This is a genomic window from Pseudoalteromonas sp. THAF3, assembly GCF_009363775.1.
GTDB lineage: Bacteria > Pseudomonadota > Gammaproteobacteria > Enterobacterales > Alteromonadaceae > Pseudoalteromonas > Pseudoalteromonas ruthenica.
In genome coordinates this window covers 417,205-438,181 of sequence record NZ_CP045419.1, presented here as the reverse complement: position 1 = coordinate 438,181, position 20,977 = coordinate 417,205, and the positions used below count along the sequence as shown (strand labels likewise).

Annotated in this window: 22 protein-coding genes; 10 read left to right on the top strand and 12 right to left on the bottom strand. The window is 47.8% G+C overall.

Features of this window, described 5'->3' with window-relative positions; all coding sequences use genetic code 11:
- Positions 1-142 precede the first annotated feature (142 nt).
- The 3 genes from FIU82_RS17145 to FIU82_RS17135 all read right to left on the bottom strand — a co-directional run bounded on the left by FIU82_RS17145 (position 143) and on the right by FIU82_RS17135 (position 2,073).
- Positions 143-646 (bottom strand): YcgN family cysteine cluster protein, encoded by a 504-nt coding sequence (locus FIU82_RS17145; protein ID WP_152441718.1) that lies wholly within the window; start codon positions 644-646, stop codon positions 143-145.
- Positions 647-710: 64 nt separating this feature from the next.
- Positions 711-1,715 carry a lytic transglycosylase domain-containing protein gene (locus tag FIU82_RS17140; RefSeq protein ID WP_053909691.1) on the bottom strand — a complete coding sequence of 335 codons (1,005 nt, stop codon included), beginning with the start codon at positions 1,713-1,715 and terminating at the stop codon, positions 711-713.
- Between the two features lie 76 nt (positions 1,716-1,791).
- Positions 1,792-2,073: a YcgL domain-containing protein gene (locus tag FIU82_RS17135; protein WP_138548241.1), complete on the bottom strand. Its 282-nt coding sequence runs from the start codon at positions 2,071-2,073 to the stop codon at positions 1,792-1,794.
- 179 nt (positions 2,074-2,252) lie between these two features.
- On the opposite strand from FIU82_RS17135, the gene minC reads away from it, so the two are divergent.
- The 3 genes from minC to minE are packed head-to-tail and all read left to right on the top strand — an operon-like array spanning position 2,253 to position 4,031.
- Entirely contained in the window at positions 2,253-2,954 is a 702-nt protein-coding gene (gene minC / locus FIU82_RS17130; protein ID WP_138587389.1) for a septum site-determining protein MinC, read from the top strand.
- 5 nt (positions 2,955-2,959) lie between these two features.
- Positions 2,960-3,769 (top strand): septum site-determining protein MinD, encoded by an 810-nt coding sequence (gene minD / locus FIU82_RS17125; protein WP_022946849.1) that lies wholly within the window; start codon positions 2,960-2,962, stop codon positions 3,767-3,769.
- A gap of 1 nt (position 3,770) precedes the next feature.
- Positions 3,771-4,031, top strand: a complete 261-nt coding sequence (gene minE, locus FIU82_RS17120) for a cell division topological specificity factor MinE (RefSeq protein WP_022946848.1) — start codon at positions 3,771-3,773, stop codon at positions 4,029-4,031.
- A gap of 33 nt (positions 4,032-4,064) precedes the next feature.
- Here the strand turns inward: minE and FIU82_RS17115 are convergent, their stop codons facing one another.
- The 4 genes from FIU82_RS17115 to FIU82_RS17100 all read right to left on the bottom strand — a co-directional run bounded on the left by FIU82_RS17115 (position 4,065) and on the right by FIU82_RS17100 (position 8,366).
- Positions 4,065-4,385: a hypothetical protein gene (locus FIU82_RS17115; protein WP_138587390.1), complete on the bottom strand. Its 321-nt coding sequence runs from the start codon at positions 4,383-4,385 to the stop codon at positions 4,065-4,067.
- Between the two features lie 17 nt (positions 4,386-4,402).
- Entirely contained in the window at positions 4,403-5,545 is a 1,143-nt protein-coding gene (rnd, locus tag FIU82_RS17110; RefSeq protein ID WP_152441717.1) for a ribonuclease D, read from the bottom strand.
- Between the two features lie 50 nt (positions 5,546-5,595).
- Entirely contained in the window at positions 5,596-7,254 is a 1,659-nt protein-coding gene (fadD, locus tag FIU82_RS17105) for a long-chain-fatty-acid--CoA ligase FadD (RefSeq protein ID WP_152441716.1), read from the bottom strand.
- 248 nt (positions 7,255-7,502) lie between these two features.
- Positions 7,503-8,366, bottom strand: coding sequence for an alpha/beta fold hydrolase (locus FIU82_RS17100; protein ID WP_172972751.1), 864 nt, complete (start codon positions 8,364-8,366; stop codon positions 7,503-7,505).
- Between the two features lie 81 nt (positions 8,367-8,447).
- Between FIU82_RS17100 and FIU82_RS17095 the strand changes: the two genes are divergently transcribed.
- Positions 8,448-9,740 carry an alkaline phosphatase gene (locus FIU82_RS17095; protein WP_152441714.1) on the top strand — a complete coding sequence of 431 codons (1,293 nt, stop codon included), beginning with the start codon at positions 8,448-8,450 and terminating at the stop codon, positions 9,738-9,740.
- A 129-nt stretch (positions 9,741-9,869) separates the two neighbouring features.
- Here FIU82_RS17095 and FIU82_RS17090 read toward each other — a convergent pair whose 3' ends face one another.
- From FIU82_RS17090 to FIU82_RS17075, 4 genes are all read right to left on the bottom strand, one after another.
- The gene (locus FIU82_RS17090; protein ID WP_253946371.1) at positions 9,870-11,888 is read right to left on the bottom strand and encodes an EAL domain-containing protein; all 2,019 of its coding nucleotides are present in this window, start codon (positions 11,886-11,888) and stop codon (positions 9,870-9,872) included.
- 90 nt (positions 11,889-11,978) lie between these two features.
- Positions 11,979-12,275: a hypothetical protein gene (locus tag FIU82_RS17085; RefSeq protein ID WP_151174199.1), complete on the bottom strand. Its 297-nt coding sequence runs from the start codon at positions 12,273-12,275 to the stop codon at positions 11,979-11,981.
- Between the two features lie 65 nt (positions 12,276-12,340).
- Positions 12,341-13,027 (bottom strand): tRNA (adenosine(37)-N6)-threonylcarbamoyltransferase complex dimerization subunit type 1 TsaB, encoded by a 687-nt coding sequence (gene tsaB / locus FIU82_RS17080; RefSeq protein WP_152441713.1) that lies wholly within the window; start codon positions 13,025-13,027, stop codon positions 12,341-12,343.
- A 2-nt stretch (positions 13,028-13,029) separates the two neighbouring features.
- Complete coding sequence (locus FIU82_RS17075; protein ID WP_100229312.1) at positions 13,030-14,946, bottom strand: ATP-dependent DNA helicase; 1,917 nt, start codon at positions 14,944-14,946, stop codon at positions 13,030-13,032.
- Between the two features lie 131 nt (positions 14,947-15,077).
- On the opposite strand from FIU82_RS17075, the gene FIU82_RS17070 reads away from it, so the two are divergent.
- Positions 15,078-15,479: a hypothetical protein gene (locus FIU82_RS17070; protein WP_022946838.1), complete on the top strand. Its 402-nt coding sequence runs from the start codon at positions 15,078-15,080 to the stop codon at positions 15,477-15,479.
- A gap of 3 nt (positions 15,480-15,482) precedes the next feature.
- On the opposite strand, the gene FIU82_RS17065 is transcribed toward FIU82_RS17070, so the two are convergent.
- Positions 15,483-15,698, bottom strand: coding sequence for a hypothetical protein (locus tag FIU82_RS17065; RefSeq protein ID WP_053909412.1), 216 nt, complete (start codon positions 15,696-15,698; stop codon positions 15,483-15,485).
- 348 nt (positions 15,699-16,046) lie between these two features.
- Between FIU82_RS17065 and hisG the strand changes: the two genes are divergently transcribed.
- The 5 genes from hisG to hisH are packed head-to-tail and all read left to right on the top strand — an operon-like array spanning position 16,047 to position 20,968.
- Positions 16,047-16,946, top strand: coding sequence for an ATP phosphoribosyltransferase (hisG, locus tag FIU82_RS17060; RefSeq protein WP_152441712.1), 900 nt, complete (start codon positions 16,047-16,049; stop codon positions 16,944-16,946).
- A 5-nt stretch (positions 16,947-16,951) separates the two neighbouring features.
- On the top strand, positions 16,952-18,247 hold the full coding sequence (gene hisD, locus FIU82_RS17055) for a histidinol dehydrogenase (RefSeq protein ID WP_152441711.1): 1,296 nt from the start codon (positions 16,952-16,954) through the stop codon (positions 18,245-18,247).
- Complete coding sequence (gene hisC, locus FIU82_RS17050) at positions 18,244-19,323, top strand: histidinol-phosphate transaminase (protein ID WP_152441710.1); 1,080 nt, start codon at positions 18,244-18,246, stop codon at positions 19,321-19,323. The genes hisD and hisC overlap by 4 nt, the downstream gene beginning before the upstream one ends.
- On the top strand, positions 19,320-20,381 hold the full coding sequence (gene hisB, locus FIU82_RS17045) for a bifunctional histidinol-phosphatase/imidazoleglycerol-phosphate dehydratase HisB (protein WP_152441709.1): 1,062 nt from the start codon (positions 19,320-19,322) through the stop codon (positions 20,379-20,381). Before hisC ends, hisB begins: the two co-directional genes overlap by 4 nt.
- On the top strand, positions 20,378-20,968 hold the full coding sequence (gene hisH / locus FIU82_RS17040; protein WP_053909407.1) for an imidazole glycerol phosphate synthase subunit HisH: 591 nt from the start codon (positions 20,378-20,380) through the stop codon (positions 20,966-20,968). Before hisB ends, hisH begins: the two co-directional genes overlap by 4 nt.
- Positions 20,969-20,977 lie beyond the last annotated feature (9 nt).

The following is a 20,977-nucleotide window of genomic DNA, read 5'->3' as shown; positions in this document are numbered from 1 at the left end:
GACAGGAAAGTTACGACTAAGCAAACATATCGGCCAATGAAATTAGTAACTCGACATTGAGTAGACTAAGCCCGAACAGACGTTGTCACCACGAGGATGAGCGCGTGCGCTCAGCTTTCATCACCGCTTTGAGTCTAAAGGATTAATCGCAGTCGTTTTGTGGCCATTGAGCAATATGGTCTTCGAAGTACTCGAGATCAACATCACAGTCTTTTACTGTTTTGTTGCGTACGCTGATCCCGGCGCTGTGCATCTTCGACTTTTTGCCCTTATTAAGTAGTGGGTGCCAACTGGCCAAGCCACGACCCTCTTGCAGTCGTCGGTAACTGCAACTGTTAGGCATAAAGAAGATATCGTCAATGTTGTCTTTGGTGAGCTTCACACATGAAGGAACTAAGCGCTGGCGGTTTGCATACTCGGTGCAGTTGCAAGTTTTGTTATCCAAATACTGACAGACAATGTTGGTATAGATAAGCCGCTCGCCGGGGCGCAGCTCGGTGGTGGCAGCAAAGTCTTCTTGTTGTTCTTCGTCGCTGTCAATAAAGGTATTTAAACAGCATTTACCACAACCATCACAAATCGCTTCCCACTCTTGGTCACTCATCTGTGCTAACGACTTGGTCTGCCAAAACTTATCTTCTAACATAAAAACGCCCCTTTGAACCGGGGCGTAGTGTAGCAAATTAGCGTGTTGCCACGCCAGTATGAAGTTACTCCACCGGCGGGTAACCGATGCGGTCGGATAAATAGCCGACACTGGTGGCGAAATAATATGAACGGTTCCAGTTCATTAGTGCTTTATAATTATCGTAGGCTAAATACATACGCCCATCGACATTATCTGGCATCACCATCGCCGCAGTAATATCACGTTGTGGTAAGTCGCTGCCATCCATGCGTCGCACACCGAGTGCTTGCCACTGCGCTAAACTGCGCTCGGACTCACGCCAGTACTGCAACCATTGCTTATGGCTGCGAGTACCGCGCTGCAATATCGCGTTGCTGTCAAAATCCTCAGGTAATTTTACCTGTCGTCCCCAGGTCAGCGAGTCATTCCAGCCCACGCTTTTTAAGTAATTAGCAATGGAGGCGAACGCGTCTTCCTCGGTGGTCCAGATATCCTTGCGGCCATCGCCGTTGTAATCTACGGCATAGGCATTAAAGGAGCTGGGCATAAACTGTGTTTGCCCCATAGCCCCGGCCCAAGAACCCTTGAAATGTTCAAGGTCGATATGGCCGTCTTTAAGAATATCTAACGCCGCCCAAAGTTGGCGTTTATATAGCGCCTCGCGGCGGCCATCATAAGCCAGTGTCACTAAACTTGAGATCACTGGGTGGCCACCTTGAATACGACCAAAGTTACTTTCTAACCCCCACAACGCAACGATAAAGCGGGCTTGCACGCCAAATTTATCAGCCACTTCTTCCAGTGTCTGTTTATGCTCTTTATAGAGTTTACGGGCGCGGTCTATTTTCCATTGCGGCACCCGTTTTGGTAGATAAGTCTCTAAGGTTTCTTTGACCTCAGGCTGGTTTTTATCGGCGCTGATCACCTTAGGCTTAAACTCTATAGTGGCAAACGCCGAATCAATTAAGGCTGCGTCATAGCCTTTTTCCAGCGCTTCGGTGCGCAGTTTTTTAACATAGGCGTCAAACTGCGCCTGTTGTTGTTCAACACTTGCTACCTGCGAGTTTGCCAGAGACGGAAAAGTAATTGTTGCTGCGCCAGCCACACATAAGGTGGATAAGGCAACAGGCTTGAAGGCGCTGGCGATATACTTGCTGATGGTGTTAATCACGCTCTACTCCATTTTGCTGTCTTAATTCGTCCAACATATTCTCAGTTGGCGGTGGTAGTTGCAAATAGAACCCGTTGTCGCTTAATTCAGCCTTAACCTTGTCAATATCAGCAAGCGCCAAGCGCTTTTTTGTTGCTAAATTAATCAACATCACAAATTCTGGCGACCCAAAGCTGTCCATCAGCGGCTCAGGAACATCGTCAAAATGATCACGTTTGGGTACATATAAATAGGTATCTGCTTTTTTCTTGCTCTTGTATATGGCACACAGCATCTTAAGGCCTTTAAATTGTTGCGAAACACACCTTGACACTATACCATGAGAGCTAATCTATGTGGTAAGTTTAGTGGCCAAAGCTCAACGCTCATCACTGTTTGCGACTGCCAAGTTAAAAATGGCAACGCCACAGATAAGCGATAACAAATAATTCGGCCACACGAATACGAGCGCTTATGTCGGAACAATTATTCGAATTAAAAGGGAATCTCTTCACGTTATCCGTGTTGCGGTTATTAACACCGGATCTTGCAGCCTTATCTGAACAGCTTGATGCTAAAATAGCGCAAGCTCCGAAGTTTTTCGCAGGCGCACCCATCGTTATCAATCTTGAAGCAATCCAAGATGCAACGCTTGATTTCACCCAGCTAAGAGACACATTAAAACGCCTTGCTTTTAACCCAGTTGGGGTATGCAGTGGCAGTGACAGTCAACATAGCAGTGCGAAAGAAGCCGGCTTGTCGGTGCTTAACTACGCCAAAGACGCACAACAAAGCCAGCAAAAAGCCCCTTCTCCACAAACTACAGCCAAAGTAGAAAATGAACCAACCTTGGTTGTAGAAGGCACCGTACGTTCAGGTCAGCAGGTGTATGCTAAAGGACGTGATTTGATTGTCTTGGGCTCTGTCAGCCATGGCGCCGAGGTCATTGCTGACGGACATGTTCATATTTATGGCACTTTGCGAGGCCGTGCTATTGCCGGTGCGCAAGGTGACGCAAACGCCACAATCTTCTGCCAAAAACTTGAAGCCGAACTTGTTTCAGTCAATGGCAGCTATTGGATCAGTGATTCGTTACAAGGGGACTTATGGGGCCAGCCAGCCCAAGTTCGCCAACGCGATGACTCACTTCATTTATCAGCTTTGGTTAAAGGATAAAACACATGGCAAAAATTATTGTCGTTACTTCAGGTAAAGGTGGCGTTGGTAAAACAACTTCAAGCGCCGCAATCGGCACAGGCCTTGCCCTTAAAGGCTTTAAAACGGCGATCATTGACTTTGACATTGGCCTGCGCAACCTTGATTTAATCATGGGCTGTGAGCGCCGCGTGGTCTATGATTTTGTTAATGTGATCAATGGTGAAGCAAACCTCAACCAAGCGCTTATTAAAGACAAGCGTGTTGATAAGCTGTTTTTGCTCCCCGCTTCGCAAACTCGCGACAAAGACGCGTTAACCAAAGAAGGTGTCGAAAAAGTCCTCAATGAAATGAAAGAGAGCTTTGACTATATTGTGTGTGATTCGCCAGCGGGCATTGAAGCCGGTGCAATGATGGCCCTATATTTTGCAGATGAAGCCATTGTGACCACGAACCCTGAGGTATCATCAGTACGCGATTCGGACCGTATCCTAGGTATTTTACAGAGCAAATCACGTCGTGCAGAGGAAGGTCTAGAGCCGGTAAAAGAGCATTTGCTGCTTACCCGTTATAATCCAGAGCGCGTACAAAAAGGTGAAATGCTTTCGGTTGAAGACGTTAACGAGATTTTGGCTATTGATTTGTTGGGTGTTATCCCAGAGTCACAAGCGGTGCTTAATGCCTCAAACCAAGGTCAGCCTGTAGTATTGGACGCTGAGTCAGATGCCGGTCAAGCCTATTTAGATGCCATCAACCGTCTACTCGGTGAGCAAATTGAATTCCGCTTCTTGGACGTTGAGAAGCGTGGTCTATTCAAACGGATTTTTGGAGGATAAGGTGTCATTACTAGATTATTTTCGTTCGCAGAAAAAATCCAGCGCATCGCTGGCTAAAGAGCGGCTGCAAATTATCGTCGCTCATGAGCGCTCACAGCGCGGCACGCCTGATTACTTGCCGCAGCTAAAACAAGACATCCTTGAAGTGATCCGTAAATACGTGGCCATTGATGCCGAAGCAGTGCAAGTGCAGCTAGAGCAAAATGAAGACGACTTAGCGGTATTAGAGCTCAATGTCACGCTACCTGATGACGAAAAGTAACGTATCAGTGCAAATCACAAGAAAGAGGCTAAGTTAGCCTCTTTTTTTATCCTTGTCTCTTTTTGCACGCAGACTGACCCAGCTCCAGATAATCGCTATCAGCAACAGCAAAGGCCAAGGGATGAGTAAGGCGTGGCTGTATTGCGCGGCGTTGATAAGCCCAACAATGATAATGCCCACACTCACTGCCAAGGCGATTATAAACGTAACCCATAAGCTGACTAAAACGCGGTCCAACCGCTTAGAGAGGGTCGGTGCATTCTCGGCGCAGGCCATGAACATCATCGCCATCGCAGCAAAGAACCCGATAAATATTTGCCCAATAAGCAATACCACTAGCAACCACGTAGGCATAAGGAACTCAGTTATCGTCACTCGTTGGAAGTAAGCACCCAATCAGCAAGTGCTTCGCGCACATAATCAAAACGCCAAGGTTGTAGTAAATCAGGCGCTAATAGCTGCTCGCGTTCATGCTCGTCGTACTTCCAATGCCAACTAATAAGTTGATTAATTTGTTTTTTACTGGCAAATACGTCGGCAGGTATACCGGTTTGCTTGGCAACGGTGGCTATCTTTTGCTTAATGTCTTTAGCCGTTTGTTTGTAGCCGCGATAATCCATTAATCGCGTTACGCGACTAGGAAGGCTTTGCTCAGGCACCGCTTTACCCCGCTCGATGCAAGCGAGGATTTCTTTACCTGAACGATTCACTTCCATCGGCTCGACGCCAGGAATATTACGCATACTATTGAGTGAGCTTGGCCGACGCTTGGCGATCTCTACCATATTGGCTTCTTTCAACACGAAATTAAGCGCTAAATTCTTTCGTTGTGCCTTTTGTCGGCGCCACATGGCTAGCTCTTTTAGTATCGCGAGATCCCGTGGCGCTAACTGCCAAGCCCCTTTCACCTCGCGGTATAACTGCTCATCGGGTATTTGATGGGCGCGCTTTTTCGACAACAACTGCGACTCTGCAATCACCAAATCAAACCATCCCTGCGCCCTTATCTGTGTCACTAATTCGTTATAGCAAGGCAATAGATGCGCAACATCAGCGGCGGCGTAGGCTAACTGGCTTTCTCTTAACGGCCGCTGTAGCCAATTGGTTCGCGACTCGCTTTTATCAATCTCTATATTGAGGCGTGAATTCACCATCGCCGCAAACCCCACGCAGTTCCCCTGCCCTAACAATTGCAATGCAAACTGGGTATCGAAAAGCGGCGCTGGCACAAAGCCTGCAAAGTTTTGGAAAACTTCGATGTCCTCAGAGGGGGAATGCAGCACTTTTAACACTTGTTCGCATTTAAGTAACTGCCAAAGTTGGGTGAAATCAAGAGACTGTAACGGGTCAATAAGACCAAGATGTTGACCATCAAAAATTTGCAGGAGTGCGATTTCGGGATAAAGCGTGCGACGACGCATAAATTCAGTGTCTATTGCCAAGGTCTCAGCCTGACTAATAGCATTGACAAAGCTATCTAGTTCAGCCTGTTCAGTGATTAACTGGTAATCCACTTATACTCCTTAAAAAACAAACCGGCGATTGCCGGTTTGTTTGCTTATTCTTATTCGTCTTTAAGTGCACGTCTGAGTATTTTACCGACATTGGTTTTCGGCAATTCCTCTCTAAACTCAACTAATTTAGGCACTTTGTAATTGGTCAGGTTTTCGCGGCAATGCTTAATAATGTCTTGCTCATTAATGGCTGCATCCTTTTTCACCACGAACAATTTAACTTGCTCACCACTAACATCATGAGGGACGCCAACAGCGGCGACTTCAAGCACGCCATCCATTGATGCGACCACTTCTTCTATTTCGTTCGGGAACACGTTAAAACCGGATACCAGAATCATATCCTTTTTCCGATCAACAATATAGAAAAAACCTTGGTCATCGTAAGTGGCAATATCACCGGTAGCAAACCAGCCGTCGCGCAGGCACTCTGCGGTAGCATCTGGGCGGTTGTAGTACCCTTTCATTACTTGTGGACCTTTAACCCAGAGTTCACCGGGCTCCCCAGCGGGAGCTTCTTGACCATCTTCAAGCATCAATTTGATGTCTGTGCTCGGTGCTGGCAAACCGATAGAGCCGTTGTAGCCTTCCAAGTCATATGGCGAGACTGTAACCAACGGCGCACACTCGGTAAGACCGTAGCCTTCCACCAAACGCGTACCGGTTACTTTCTGCCAGCGTTCAGCAACTGGACGCTGAACCGCCATACCGCCACCGAGCGACATTTTTAAGTTGGAAAAGTCTACGTCAGCGAAACCATCGGTATTAAGAAGACCATTAAATAAGGTGTTTACCCCTGTCATGACCGTGAATTTATTGTCGTTCAACTCTTTTACAAAGCCTTTCATGTCGCGTGGGTTGGTAATGAGTAGGTTCAACCCACCATACTTCATAAAGGTTAAGCAGTTCGCCGTCAGTGCAAAGATGTGGTATAGCGGCAGCGCCGTAACCACGATTTCTTTGCCTTTATCTAAAATATTATCGAGACAACCGGATACCTGTTCTAAGTTGCCCACCATGTTACCGTGGGTAAGCATGGCGCCTTTAGACACCCCTGTTGTACCACCCGTGTATTGTAAAAACGCGAGGTCGTCCAAGGTAATCTCTGGGCGCGTATAACGGCTGGCGTCACCGTTTTTTAACACATCCGTGAAAGCGATAGGGTTTGGCAGCTCAAAGCTCGGTACCATCTTTTTGATATGCTTAACAACGAAGTTGACCAGATGCTTTTTAAGGCCGCCCACCATGTCACCCACTTGGGTTACCACTATGTGTTTAACATTGGTTTTTCCCAGTGCTTTTTCCAAAGTGTGTGCAAAGTTGGCAAGAATAAAAATGGCGTCCGCTTCGGAGTCATTTAGTTGATGCTCCAGTTCACGCGCAGTGTAAAGAGGGTTAACGTTAACAACCACGCACCCCGCCCGTAAAATACCGAGTATGGATACCGGTGTTTGCAATAAGTTGGGCATCATCACTGCCACTTTTGCACCTGGCTTTAAGCCCAGATCATTATTTATGTAGGACGCTACTTTCTTAGTTGCTTGGTCTAGCTCAGCATAGCTCAGCGTAACCCCCATATTTTTGAATGCTGGTAATTGGGCGTAATCCGCAAAACTTTTCTCGAATAATGACAGTAAAGAGTCGTAATGAGCGGGATCGATGGTCTCTGGGCAACCTTTTGGATATCGCTTTAGCCAGATTTTTTCCACACTAAGCTCCTATTAATTTGTTCTTATAATGATTTGTCTTAGCAGTCATAAGTTTGGCAAATAGTAAGCACGACACTTAACCAATGCCCATATAGTTCGCTGTAGAGTGATAAACATTGCCACGCTTTTAGCAGGCTTGAGAGTTCATCGCCACAACAGTACTAACCTTAATCTAAGTTGCTATCTTTCACAATTGAGCAATTGCTCTAAATTGCTTTGATATTCCCACATTTATCGCAAAGTTACAATTATTCTGCGCTATTTTGATGCAAGTGCGCACCAATAAGGCGCGCGCATTGCTTCGGGCTTTGCATATGGCAATGATGGCCACCATCGACTGTATGTGTAACTAAGTCGTTGTAGCACTTACTAAATTCCTGTTCATTTTGGTGCACCATGGAATAACCTTGCGCCCCCTTTATCAATAAGGTGGGTACTTTTATAGGTGTTAACAAAGCATGCGCTTGCGCTTTAGTGTAGCGAAAAGCGGAATAATGCTTTAATCGCGGATCTGTTGTTAACATCACACCTCGCTCTTTTTTAACAATATTACGCGCCATTAGTTGCCGAGCAATATCAATATTGAAATCACTGACGGCCTCGCGGCGCTCATAGAGCTGTTCAGCACTTTCATAAATCGCCCCTTTTTTTGCGCGGGCTCGATGTTTAAGCGCCTGAATGAATACATTTTTAGTCTCAGGCTCCTCTGCGGTGACCAGACCAACCCCTTCAATGAGCGAAAGTGAGGTAATACGCTCTGGAAAACACGCACAGTACAATGAAGCCACCATAGCGCCAAGAGAGTGTCCGATGATGTGCACATATTTGGCCTTGCAACGCATCACAAGTTGATGAAGGTCATCAACATAATCAATAAAATAATAATGTGCGTCTTGGCCTCGCCACTGCGATAAACCGTGTCCGGGCCAATCAATTGAATAAACCGGTAAATCCTTACCTAAGGCAGACATTAAAGGCAAAAAACTGTTGCTGTTATCCTGCCATCCATGCACGGCGATCACCACGGTGTCAGTGTTATTTGTGATTGCCAACTCTGTGTTGCTTTGTCCTTGCAGCCGAAGATGGCGCAGTTTGACCGAAAAACTAGGCACTTGAACTCCTTTTTGCCGCATTGCGGTTTATTTATTGATTTGTGGGTTTAAAATGTTGCCAAGCCACAACAGGACTAAATTATGAAACGCACTCTAACATTCGCTTCGATGATCTGCGCAAGTTTTTTTGCCAACGCAGAGCAAGCAGCACCTAAGAACATTATTTATATGATTGGCGATGGTATGGGCCCTGCCTACACGAGCGCTTATCGCTACTACGTTGATGATAAAAGCACCAATGTGGTAGAGCCCACCGTACTCGATTCCATCCTCGTGGGCATGGCACACACCTATCCTGATGACGATACCATCGTCACTGACAGCGCGGCTGGCGCAACGGCTCTGTCCACCGCAACGAAGAGCTACAATGGTGCCATCGCTGTGGATACTCACAAGCATGATCTTAAAACGATGCTTGAGATAGCCAAAGAACGCAAAATGACGACCGCGCTTGTCGCCACATCGCAGATCAACCATGCGACCCCTGCAAGCTTTGCTGCACATAACGAGTCTCGCCGTAACTACGATGACATTGCCAATGATTTCTTCGATAATAAAATCAATGGCGCGCTGCCAGTGGATTTAATGCTTGGCGGAGGTACACAGTACTTTATTCGCGAAGATAGAAACTTAGTGAATGAGTTTATCGCTCAAGGTTACCAATACAGCGATAATCTCAGTCAATTAGAACAATTACAGCAAATTCCAGCCCTGGGTCTGTATGCCGCTAAAGGTTTGCCATTTGCCCTCGATGGAGAGAGTAAACGATTAACGAAAATGACCGATAAAGCACTGTCGTTACTCGCAGCCAATGAGAATCCGTTCTTTGTAATGATCGAAGGCAGTCAAATAGACTGGTGCGGCCATGCCAATGATATTGCTTGTGCCATGGCAGAAATGGACGATTTCGCCCATGCCATCGATAAAGCCAAAGCCTATGTTGATGCCCACCCAGACACACTGTTGGTGATCACAGCCGATCACTCCACCGGTGGCTTGACCATAGGTGCCAATGGCCAATACTTGTGGCACGCCGATGTGGTTAAAGGCGTTACGGCCACAGCGGGTGTCATTGCTGAGCGATTGCTGGCGAGCGACGATATGGCCACCGTATGGCAACAAACCACGGCATTGGAATTTACCGAAGCACGTAAGGTTTTACTTACCCAAGCGAAGAATGTGGGTGAAGATGCGCTGGTCATGACTGTTAAAAAGTTAATCAATGAAGCAAGTTTTACCGGATGGACCACCTCTGGTCATACTGCTATTGATGTTCCTGTGTTTGCCTATGGCAACGGCGCAGAACAATTTATAGGGTCGCAAAACAACACTGACATCGCACAAAAGCTAATTAACTTTATTAACAATAAATAACATTGTTGATCTTATTGTAATCATGCGTTAATGTTTTATTGCTTGTTAACATAGTTTAACAACCCTACTGAAAACTGAAGACTCAAAAGCCGCTCTTGGAGCGGCTTTTTTATTGCTTTAAATCACAGCTTAAGAGCTACTGTATCTGCGCATCGCCTGTTCAAGCGTGAGTGGCATGTCAAAATAATAGCCTTGCATCAGATTCACAGGGAGCGTTGCTATGTAGTCAACGTGAAATGGCGACTCTACCCCCTCAGCGACAACACTGAACCCTAACTTGTTACAAAGCTGTGACATATTTTCATATAAATAGGTGGCTTTGTCTTCGGCGTTAACCGGAAGCAAGCTGCGGTCAAACTTAATGGTATCGACATTTAGCTTACTTAAAATGTTTAAACATGAGTAGCCGGTACCAAAATCATCTACCGCACATAGAATCTGAGCGGCGCGCAATTTATCGACAATTTCTTTGGTGCGTTCAAAATTGTTATTGTAGGACGACTCAAGAATTTCAACCTCAACTTGCCCAGGAAACTTAGAGAATGCCTTAAGCACGCGGCGGTAACGACGGTTAATCAAATTATCGGGAGAAATATTAAAACTAATTTTAGGGTTCATCTGATGGCGCTGAAACTGCAATAAATCAAGCTCTAACTGGTCAATCACAAAGCTGTCCACCACATCCATCATCTCAAAGCGCTCAAGCACGTCAATAAACCACGGAGCTTTGATTTGACCGTCCGCTTGCTTTAAGCGTAGTAGCGCTTCGAAGCCAATGATTTTATGCGTGGTGTTATCGACTTTGGGCTGGTAGTACAAACACAGAGTGCCTTCTTTGAGGGCACTGATCACCTTATGTAGCTGGCGCTGGTCTGCAAACTGCGCGGTGTTACGCTTTGCGAATTGCGCTTCGACGTGGCGCTCTAATTGCCGTCCTGCGCTGACTCGTTTCACTAAAATATCGAGCTCACGCCCACTAATATTATGGGCACTATTGGCACGTACAAAGGGTAAATAAACAAGCGTATTGATAGCCACCAATCCCGCTTGCAGTGCCACGCCAATAAAGCCACCAGTTAATAAGTAGCCGCTCAATAGCACCGGAGTGAACCAGGGTATTGAATCAATATTGCTTAGGGTTAAAGCGCCACTTTGTAGCAGCGCATAGGCGATAGCTGCATTTACCAATGGACAGAGTAAAAAAGGAATAATAAAAAATGGATTAAACACCACAGGCACTGCATACATCATTATTTCACTGATATTGAAAAATGAAAATGGCGCGCTTAGTTTAGCAATCTGGCTCTCATGGCTTTGTTTTCCTTGTAATAAACAAGCGATTAGCAGACCCCAAATGCCACCACTGCCACCTAAAGCCACAAAGGTCGATAAGAAGCTGTAGTTATCTAGGCCGGGCACCACTTCGTAACCTGTGAGTTCTGCTGAGGCAAGTATGTGATAAGTGTTATCGCCATGAATACCAAAGAGCCAAAACACGTGGCTAAATATAATTTGCGACATTAACTGCTGCCATTGGCTCCAATCACTGTGACTTGCGCTTAGCCACGACAAGCAAGCCCCCAATCCAGAGTCAAAATAAGGAAATAAAACAAAGGTCACAAAAACGGTCAGCACGTATGGCAGCATTAAATTGAGATGCTTGACCAAAAACAAGCTGACATTGCCCACGGACATAATTCTAAGCCAACGTAAGCTCAATGCCGAGCGCAACAGGTAGCAACAAAATATCGGCATAAGAATGGTGTACAGCACACCGGCGCGATTATTTATACCCACCCCACCGCTATCGAGCGCATAGATATAGCCTGTAGCAACACAAAAACAAGTAAGCACTAAAATCGGTGCGGCGAAGGTATTTAACTTGAGGTTCTTCGCTAAATAGTAACTAAATGACAGCAATGTCGTTATCGGAAATAACGTCCATATTAGGTTATTAAAAGAATGCAAATAGGCATAAGGGCCCTGTAAATGCTCGTAGCCAAGCCAGTGAGTCACCAAAGAAACTAGCGCCGCCATAATAAAGAATGGGATGAGGGCTATGTACCCTTCTCGCAGCGAGAGAATAACGGTGTTGGCCGCTAACTTGGCAGCGCCGCGAGCAAGTACATCAAATACGCGGTGAAGCACGAGTTAATCAACTTTTATTATTATTTTCTAAGAGCAGTTAAGTTAACGTTAATGAGAGGTAATGTCCATAATTTAAAAACGTCGCTCAAGTTATGCGTAGACACTCACGCTAAGCATGGACTGCACTTCTTGGCGACGCTCTAAAAACGCGTATTCTTTATACGTGGCAATCGCATTACTGGTGCGGGTATTGGCAGGTTGGTCGTAAATGGTCTGACGATATAAGGCATCCGCTAAGCGACGACCTTGGCTGGAGTCTTTAACAGACGACGCAGGCTGCTCTAGAGCCGGTTTTTCTTGAGCGCGCCCATCTCCCACAGGCTGTTGATTTCTTTTCAGTTCCAGCGCTGGGTTAGTCGTGAGTGAATTGACCGTACGTATCGTCATACCATTAATATATAAAAATCTAGCGACTTATTGAGTGTGATATAAACAGCGAGTTTGCGCAATGTTTATTCGCGTCCGGGTAATTTCTTCCACGTTACCGTGTCACGAACATACACCGGCTGCGCTTCACTGGCACTGTGTTGTTGGCCTTGTGCAAATTGCTCTGCCACCAGCGCCAGCATAAACTGACTATTCGGTAAGGTAATGTGCTCATCAACGCTAATGCCGGCTACTGAATGAGCTAAATCAGGGTAACTTTGCCACCCGGTGCCAACCGCAAGAGCCGCATCAAAAGGGACTGCGAGTGCTTCTGGCTTCACCACCTGCTGCGTGCCTACCAGCGTGGCAAGGCCATTGATATTCTCAAAAGCACCCACATAAAGCTCGCCCATACGCGCATCAATGGCTGACACTACTTTGCTTACACCACGTTGCTCTATCGCTTGCTGCGCCATCATGCTAAGCGAAGAGATACCGACAACGGGCTTTTGCGCTGAAAATGCGAGCCCTTGAGCCACCGAGACGCTGATGCGCACGCCGGTGAAGCTACCTGGTCCTTCGCAATAGCCGATAACGTCCACCTCTTTTAGCGCGCAATTGGCCTTGGCAAGTAGCGTGTCTATTTCAGTTAAAATACGTTGGCTGTGCTGCTGTGGACAGACATCAAAGAAACAATATTGCTGTCCTTGGTGGGTTAAGGCGATAGAAAGCGCTTCTGTGGAAGCATCGATGGCTAAAATGGTGTTGGTCATGGTTAATCTATTGCTGCTAAAAAGGCATTTACTTCATTCATATCACGGCTACGACGCATATTCGGCAAGCTTTTTAGAAAGACTTGGCCGTAGTCGCGGGTGATGACTCTGTTATCACATAATACTAAAACACCGCGATCTTGGCTATCACGGATCAGCCGGCCAACCCCCTGCTTGAGCGCTATAACCGCTCTTGGCAGTTGAATCTGCGCAAACGGTTCGCCGCCACTTTGCTCACAGTCCTGCATTCTCGCCTGTAACAATGGGTCGTCGGGGGCCACAAAAGGCAGTTTATCTATCACCACGCAGCTCAGCGCGCTGCCGCGCACATCCACCCCTTCCCAAAATGACGCAGTGCCCATTAATACCGCATTGCCATGACGAGTAAAGCGCTCAAGCAACAAGCGCTTGGACATTTGCCCTTGCACAAACACTGGATAGTCCATCTGTTGGCATAATACCTCAGCGACCATGTGCATGACACGATAGGAAGTAAAGAGCAAAAAACAGCGCCCTTTTGCGGCGCGGATAACTTGCTGACAAATGCCCACCAGCGCCCTTGGCATGGCATCGGAATTAGCCTCAGGTAGATAGCGAGGTAAACAAAGCAGTGCCTGATGTTGATAGTCAAAAGGACTGGCCAGCATCAATGTACGCGAAGGAGATAAACCCAGCGCATCACTAAAGTGTTGTAAGCTGTCATTGACCGATAATGTCGCAGAGGTAAAGACAAAACCCGCCTCTCGCTCGCTAAGCATCTCTTTGAATTTGGCCGCTATGTTTAACGGGGTGATGTGAATGGTCAAATGGTAGCGAGTGGCTTCATACCAGTAACTATAGCCACGCACTGACACATCAAAAGCGCGATCGAGTTGGCCTTTCAATGTCATCAAGCGCTCTAACATCGGCTCCACCAATTCACTGCGCTCTAAGCATAACTTAAGCACTTGGTTTAAAAATGCTAAGTCTTTATTAACACGGTGAATCGCGTCACACAGGGCTTTATCAGTCAGCGCTTTTCGCCAGTCTCCGCGCCCGCCGTCACTGCCAAAGGCCAAACGCATGTCCTTGGTTGCCGATTCTAATTTGTCCAGCGTCTTTCCCAGTTGCAACATATCACGTAATTCGCTGCGATAAAGCATTCGCGCGTCGGTGATAAAAGCGAGAATCTTCTTCGTCGATATTGTTTCGCCAAAGTAGTCACTGGCAATATCGGCCAATTGATGGGCCTCGTCAAAAATATAGCCATCGGCCCCAGGTAACAACTCGGCAAAACCACTGTCTTTCACCGCCATATCAGCAAAGAATAAGTGATGGTTAATGACGACGATATCGGCATCTGCGGCGCGTTGACGGGCTTTACGAATGAAACAACTATCGAAATCAGGGCACTCGCGCCCAAGGCAGTTATCAGCAGTGGAAGTGACGTATGGCAGAACCTTGGCATCATCTTCGATGCCCACGCAATCGGCAATATCGCCACTGCGTGTTTGTGCTGCAAACTTTGCCACCATGGCTAACTGATGCATGATATCGGCGTCGTCACTTGGAACATGAGCAACATGTTGATTAAGGCGATAATGGCACACATAATTAGCGCGCCCTTTTAATAGTGCTTTCTTTTTAGCACTGCCCAACGCTTTGTATACAGTAGGTAAGTCGCGGTGATAGAGCTGTTCTTGTAACGCCTTTGAACCCGTGGAGATAATATATTTGCCCTTGTTCACCAACGCAGGAAGCAAGTAAGCAAAGGTTTTACCGGTGCCAGTTTCTGCTTCAACAATCGCTTGTTGAGAATGCTTTAATGCCGAGTCACACACCTGCGCCATATCTATTTGCGCTTGGCGAGGTTGGTAGCCTTTCAGTGCGAGAGCCAAAGGCCCGGTTTGCGAGAATAACTGCTCGATGGTCATGGATATTGCGCTCGGTGGACAGGCGCACATGATAACGAAAAAATCAGTTGCTACCAACAGGCCAATATTATGTTGTCATTTTGGCAACGCTCGGTTAATATTCTGGCGCTAAAACAACCCTCTAAAAGGACTTAACAATGAAACAATTAGTCGTTGTCTCTGCCGTTGTCGCCGCTGCACTTCTCAGTGGCTGTAAATCGACCCCACCGCGTGTTGCCCAAGATAAAACGGTTTCAGTAAACGGCACCGATTATGTATTCGGTGGCGTATACAATGTCGATAAAAATAAATTAGAGCTTAGTATTAATGGCGACCCAGCGATGAAGGGCAGTTTCCCTCCATATACGCCTACGTTGAATATGAGTACCAAGTACAAAGGCGAGGAGTTTTCCAGCTACTGCTACTTCGGTTCGGTACTTCAGGAGCAAGGCGGTGCTTTTGGCGCTATTGCCGGGGTGATCCAAGGCTCCAATAATAAGTCTGGTGACAAGTGTGAGATTAAAGTAGCTGGTGAAATCAAAGAGCACCTTTACTTCTAAGCACTAGGCCCAGGTATCGAGGTGAGGCGATGAGTCCTTGCCTTTTTTCTTTTGCGTGTCTTCAACAAATGTTTCCTGCCCACGCGCTTCCTTGTCTTGTTTGCGCTCGTTGCGCACCTTCGCAACTTTGTTATCTTTAACACCGGCAACGTGAAAAGCGCCATTGTGGTGCACTTCTAGGCGCGTTATCCGCCCTAAAAAAGGGATCATAACATCCATACCGCTTTCCTTTTATCAACACTAACAAAGTAGTTGTACCTATAGACTATTATCGGCCGTTATACCTTATACTTTAATTTTTGTAAAAAAGTAGTTGCACTGCTTATAAAAACTATGATTATCTATATGCGTAGTCAACAAACAACGCAAACACACTAAAGAGCATACGACCATGACAATGATTCTGACAACTATTCATCATCATCACCACTGCACCGAATAGCCTGTCAGGTCTTTCGCTGGGGGGTTATTCCTAAAAGGAACCTCTGGCGACGATATAGCAAGATTCATTTTCGCCCCGAGGTTTCCCCTCGGGGTTTTTAGTTTTATCTATTAAGGAAATGAATTATGAGCAATAACAAACGTTTACGTATCGCAATCCAAAAGTCAGGGCGTCTTTCCAAAGATTGCCAAAACCTGCTTAAGCAACTTGGCGTTAAACTTAATCTGCGTGAGCAGCGCTTAATTGCTCACGCCACCAACATGCCTATCGACGTGCTGCGGGTACGTGATGACGATATCCCTGGTTTAGTTATGGATGGCGTGTGCGATTTGGGGATCGTAGGCGAGAACGTGCTCGAAGAGGTGCAAGCCGAACGCCGCAACAGCAGCGCCAGCTTTGCCGTTAAGAAACTGGCAAAATTAGACTTCGGTTACTGTCGTCTTGCTTTAGCCTGGCCCCAGGAGCTCGGCGCACAAGACAAGCAGTGGTTCAACGGCAAACGTATCGCCACCACCTACCCTGAAATTCTAAGCCAATATCTAGAGCGTGAGAACATTGATGCCAGTGTAGTTATGCTCACCGGCTCGGTCGAGGTTGCGCCGCGTGCTGGACTGGCTGATGCCATCTGTGACTTGGTATCGACCGGTGCCACCCTAGAGGCCAACGGCCTGATGCAAGGCGACACTATTTTAGAGTCCAATGCCTGCCTAATCCAAAATCAAGAGCTCGCTAATGATGATAAGCTGGCGCTAATCGACAAGCTGATGCCGCGCCTACGCGGTGTCAAACAAGCGAAGGAAAGCAAATACATCATGATGCACGCGCCAAAGGCCAAGCTTGATGATATCTGCGCTTTACTTCCGGGGACCGGACAACCCACCTTGCTTGCACTCGCTGGCAGCGATGATTACGTGGCCCTGCACATGGTTAGCAGCGAAACATTGTTTTGGGAAACCATGGAGTCGCTCAAGGCCCTCGGCGCTAACTCTATCTTAGTCATGCCCATTGAAAAAATGATGGAGTAATTAGCATGATTGTGTGGAACTCTTTGAGCGGCGAACAACAGCAGGCGCTATTACAGCGCCCGGGGGTTGCTGCTGCCGATAATGTGCGCCCCATCTGTGAAGACATTATGGCCAAGGTGCAACAACAAGGTGATAGCGCACTCAAAGCCATTGCCGCAAAGCTTGATAAGCGCTCGCCTGAGGCGGAAATTTTATGTCCACAACAGGATATCATCGATGCCCAGCAACAGTTGAGCGAAGAACTAAAAGCGGCTATTGATCAAGCGTACACCAACATCAAACGCTTTCACCAAGCGCAACAACCGAAGTCAATCAGCCTGAGTACGCAACCGGGCGTTTCTTGTGAGTTGCGCTATGAGGCCATTGACGCGGTGGGCATTTATGTACCCGGCGGCAGTGCGCCGCTGCCCTCTTCGGTACTAATGCAAGGGGTGTTGGCACAGCTCAGTGGTGCCAGCACCGTGGTATTGGCCACCCCCGTCAAAGGCGATGAGCAAGTACACCCGGCTATTCGCTATGCTGCCAAGCTATGTGGCATCACGCAAATCATGCAAATTGGCGGAGCCGCTGCGATAGCGGCGATGGCCTTTGGCAGTGAATCTATCCCGCAAGTGAATAAAATCTTTGGCCCGGGTAATGCGTATGTCACCATGGCCAAACAGCTCGCTGCACAACAGGTGCCTGGTCTTGCCATCGACATGCCTGCCGGCCCCTCTGAAGTGCTGATTATTGCCGATAGCCGCGCCAATGGTGAATACGTTGCCGCCGATTTGCTGTCACAGGCCGAGCATGGTCCGGACTCGCAAGTGATTTTGCTCAGTGACAGCGATGAGGTCATTGCCGCCACTGAGCGTGCCTTAGAGCGACAGCTGGCCACCCTGAGTCGCGCCGATATTGCCCGTCAGGCGCTTGCACACTCGGCGCTAATTAAAGTGAGAGATATTGACCAAGCGGTGCGCATCTCGAACCTTTACGGCCCCGAGCACTTAATTTTGCAACTTGGCGACAGCACACCGTACCTAAACAACATAAAGAATGTTGGCTCCATCTTTGTCGGCGATTATACCCCTGAATCTGCCGGTGACTATGCCTCAGGCACCAACCATGTGTTACCGACCTATGGGTATTCAAAAGTATATTCGAGCCTTAGCTTGCTCGATTTTTACCGCACCTACACGGTGCAAACAGTGACTAAAAATGGTCTTATTGATTTGGCCAACGCCATTATTCCAATCGCCGAAGCTGAAGGCTTGGATGCACATGCCAATGCAGTTCGCGTACGTTTAGGAGCGTCCTCATGACTACAGAGTTTTTACCGGATAATATCGCCGCATTAAAGGCGTACAGCTCGGCAAAAAGTGAAAAGCTAAGCGGCACTACGTGGCTCAACGCCAACGAAAGCCCGTATAGCAAAGCCTATAACGTCAGCGCATCCAATTTGAATCGCTATCCCGACCCACAGCCGCCAGCGGTGATTGAGGCCTATGCCCGCTACAGCGAGCTGCAACCTGAGCAAGTGTTAATGACCCGAGGGGCTGACGAGGGTATTGAACTCCTGATGCGCACCTACTGCCAAAGCGGAGTTGACAGTATTGCGCTGTTTACGCCCACCTATGGCATGTATAAAGTCAGCGCCGACACCCATAACATTGGCATTAATGAGCTTAGCCAAGCACAACTACAACAAGCCAGTGCCAGCGAGCTCAGCGAGTTAGTCGGTGAGGCTAAGCTGGTGTTTATTTGTAACCCCAACAACCCCACCGGCGCTCTTATCAGCGTTGACAAAATCGCCGAATTGGCACAGCGTTTAGCCAAGCGCGCCATTGTTGTGGTCGATGAAGCCTACATTGAGTTCTGTTATCAGCACAGTGCCGCGCAGCTCATTAAAACAAACGCCAATATCGTGGTGCTGCGCACCCTTTCCAAGGCCTTTGCTTTAGCGGGGCTGCGCACCGGCTTTACCTTGGCGCAGCAAGATACCTTAGCACCGCTGCGCAAAGTGATTGCCCCCTACCCCGTTGCCACTGTTATCGCTGACATTGCTGAGCAAGCCGTAAGTAGTGCCAACATCATTTCCATGCGCCGACAAGTGAGTATTCTCAATACCTTGAAGGCCCAGCTGGTCGATTGGCTGCAAAGCAGCGCGGCGATTAGCCAAGTACTCACTGGGGAGGGAAATTTTGTCACCCTCCAGCTCAGGGATAAAGCCGCGATAGGCTTGGCCTATGAGCGCGGCTTGGTAATGCGCCCTTTTACCTTATTTGGTGAGGATAATTGGCTACGTATTTCCATTGGCAATGAACAAGAGTTAAATGAAGTAAAAGCCTGGCTGGACAGCTTAACCAGCCCAGCACCAACAACCAAGGAACCACAATGAGCAACCCGTATTTATTCATTGACCGTGATGGCACCCTGATTGAGGAGCCAAGCAGTGATAAACAAGTCGACTCACTGGAAAAGCTCAAGCTGTTGCCGGATGTTATTGTGGCGTTATTAGCGCTGCAAAATGCCGGTTATCGATTAGTCATGGTATCGAACCAAGATGGCCTGGGAACTGAGAGCTTCCCGCAAGCAGACTTCAGTCTGCCTCATAACGCCATGATGGAGATTTTCAGCTCGCAAGGTATCTACTTTGACGAGGTATTAATTTGCCCTCACTTCGATAGCGATAATTGCAACTGCCGTAAACCGAAAACCGGTTTACTGACGCAGCTGATGCGCTCAGGTAAAGTGGATCTGAATCGCTCTTATGTGATTGGCGACCGCCAGACCGATCTCGGATTGGCAGAAAACCTGTGTATACGCGGTATTCTTTATAACAATAATTGGCCGCAGATTGTCACCGAGCTGACCAGCGCTAATCGCAGCGGTGCGGTATCGCGCGATACCAAAGAAACGCAAATCTCCGTGGCCGTCAATCTAGATAGTAACGCCCAAGGCACTATCAGCACTGGGCTTGGTTTCTTCGACCATATGTTGGAGCAAATTCGTACCCACGCCAATATAGCTTTGGATATTAATGCCAGTGGCGACTTACACATTGATGAGCACCACCTAGTGGAAGATGTGGGCATTGCCCTTGGGCAAGCGCTGCGCCAAGCCCTCGGCACGAAATCACAAATTGCTCGCTACGGCTTTGCTCTGCCGATGGATGAGTGCAAAGCCGAGGCGCAAATTGACCTTTCTGGTCGTGCATCGTTCGTGCTGAATGCCGACTTTAGCCGCGATAAAGTCGGTGATTTGGATGTGCAAATGGTCGAGCACTTCTTCAAAAGTCTCAGTGACAATGCCGCGATTTCGCTGATTTTGTCTGTTTCACCGGGCAATTGCCACCACCAGGTGGAGGGGCTGTTCAAGGCCTTCTCTCGGGCCCTGCGCATGGCCATCGCCCTTGATAGCTCTCAGCAAATGGCAAGCTCAAAGGGGGTGTTATGATTGCCATCATTAATACCGGCTGCGCGAACATTAACTCGGTGCGCTTCGCCTTTGAACGCTTAGGGCAAGATGTCGAAGTGATCACCTCCCCGGAGCAGTTGGCCACATTTGAGCGCGCAGTATTACCGGGCGTCGGCCATGCCAAGGTAGCCATGCAGCGCCTAAAGCAAGGCGGCTGGCAGCAAGCGATCAGCGAGTTTCAGCGGCCACTGCTCGGTATTTGTTTAGGCATGCAAATGCAGTGTGACTATACCGATGAGGGAGATACGCCGTGTTTAGGGGTTATTCCGGGGCACGTTAGTGAGCTGCAGGTGGGTACGCTCAGTGCACCGCATATGGGCTGGAATCGCCTGCACATCGAGCGTGAACACCCGTTAACTAAAGGGGTAAGCAGCGACGACCAAGTGTATTTTGTACATAGCTTTGCCCATGCCTGTAACCAAGCGACCTTGGCCTCAAGTGAATACGGACAACAGTTTTCCGCGATTGTCGCCGACAATAACTTTGCCGGCATGCAGTTTCACCCTGAGCGCAGCGCAAAAGTCGGCGCTCGGTTATTGCAGAACTTCATTGATTGGCAAGTCTAAGGATTGAGT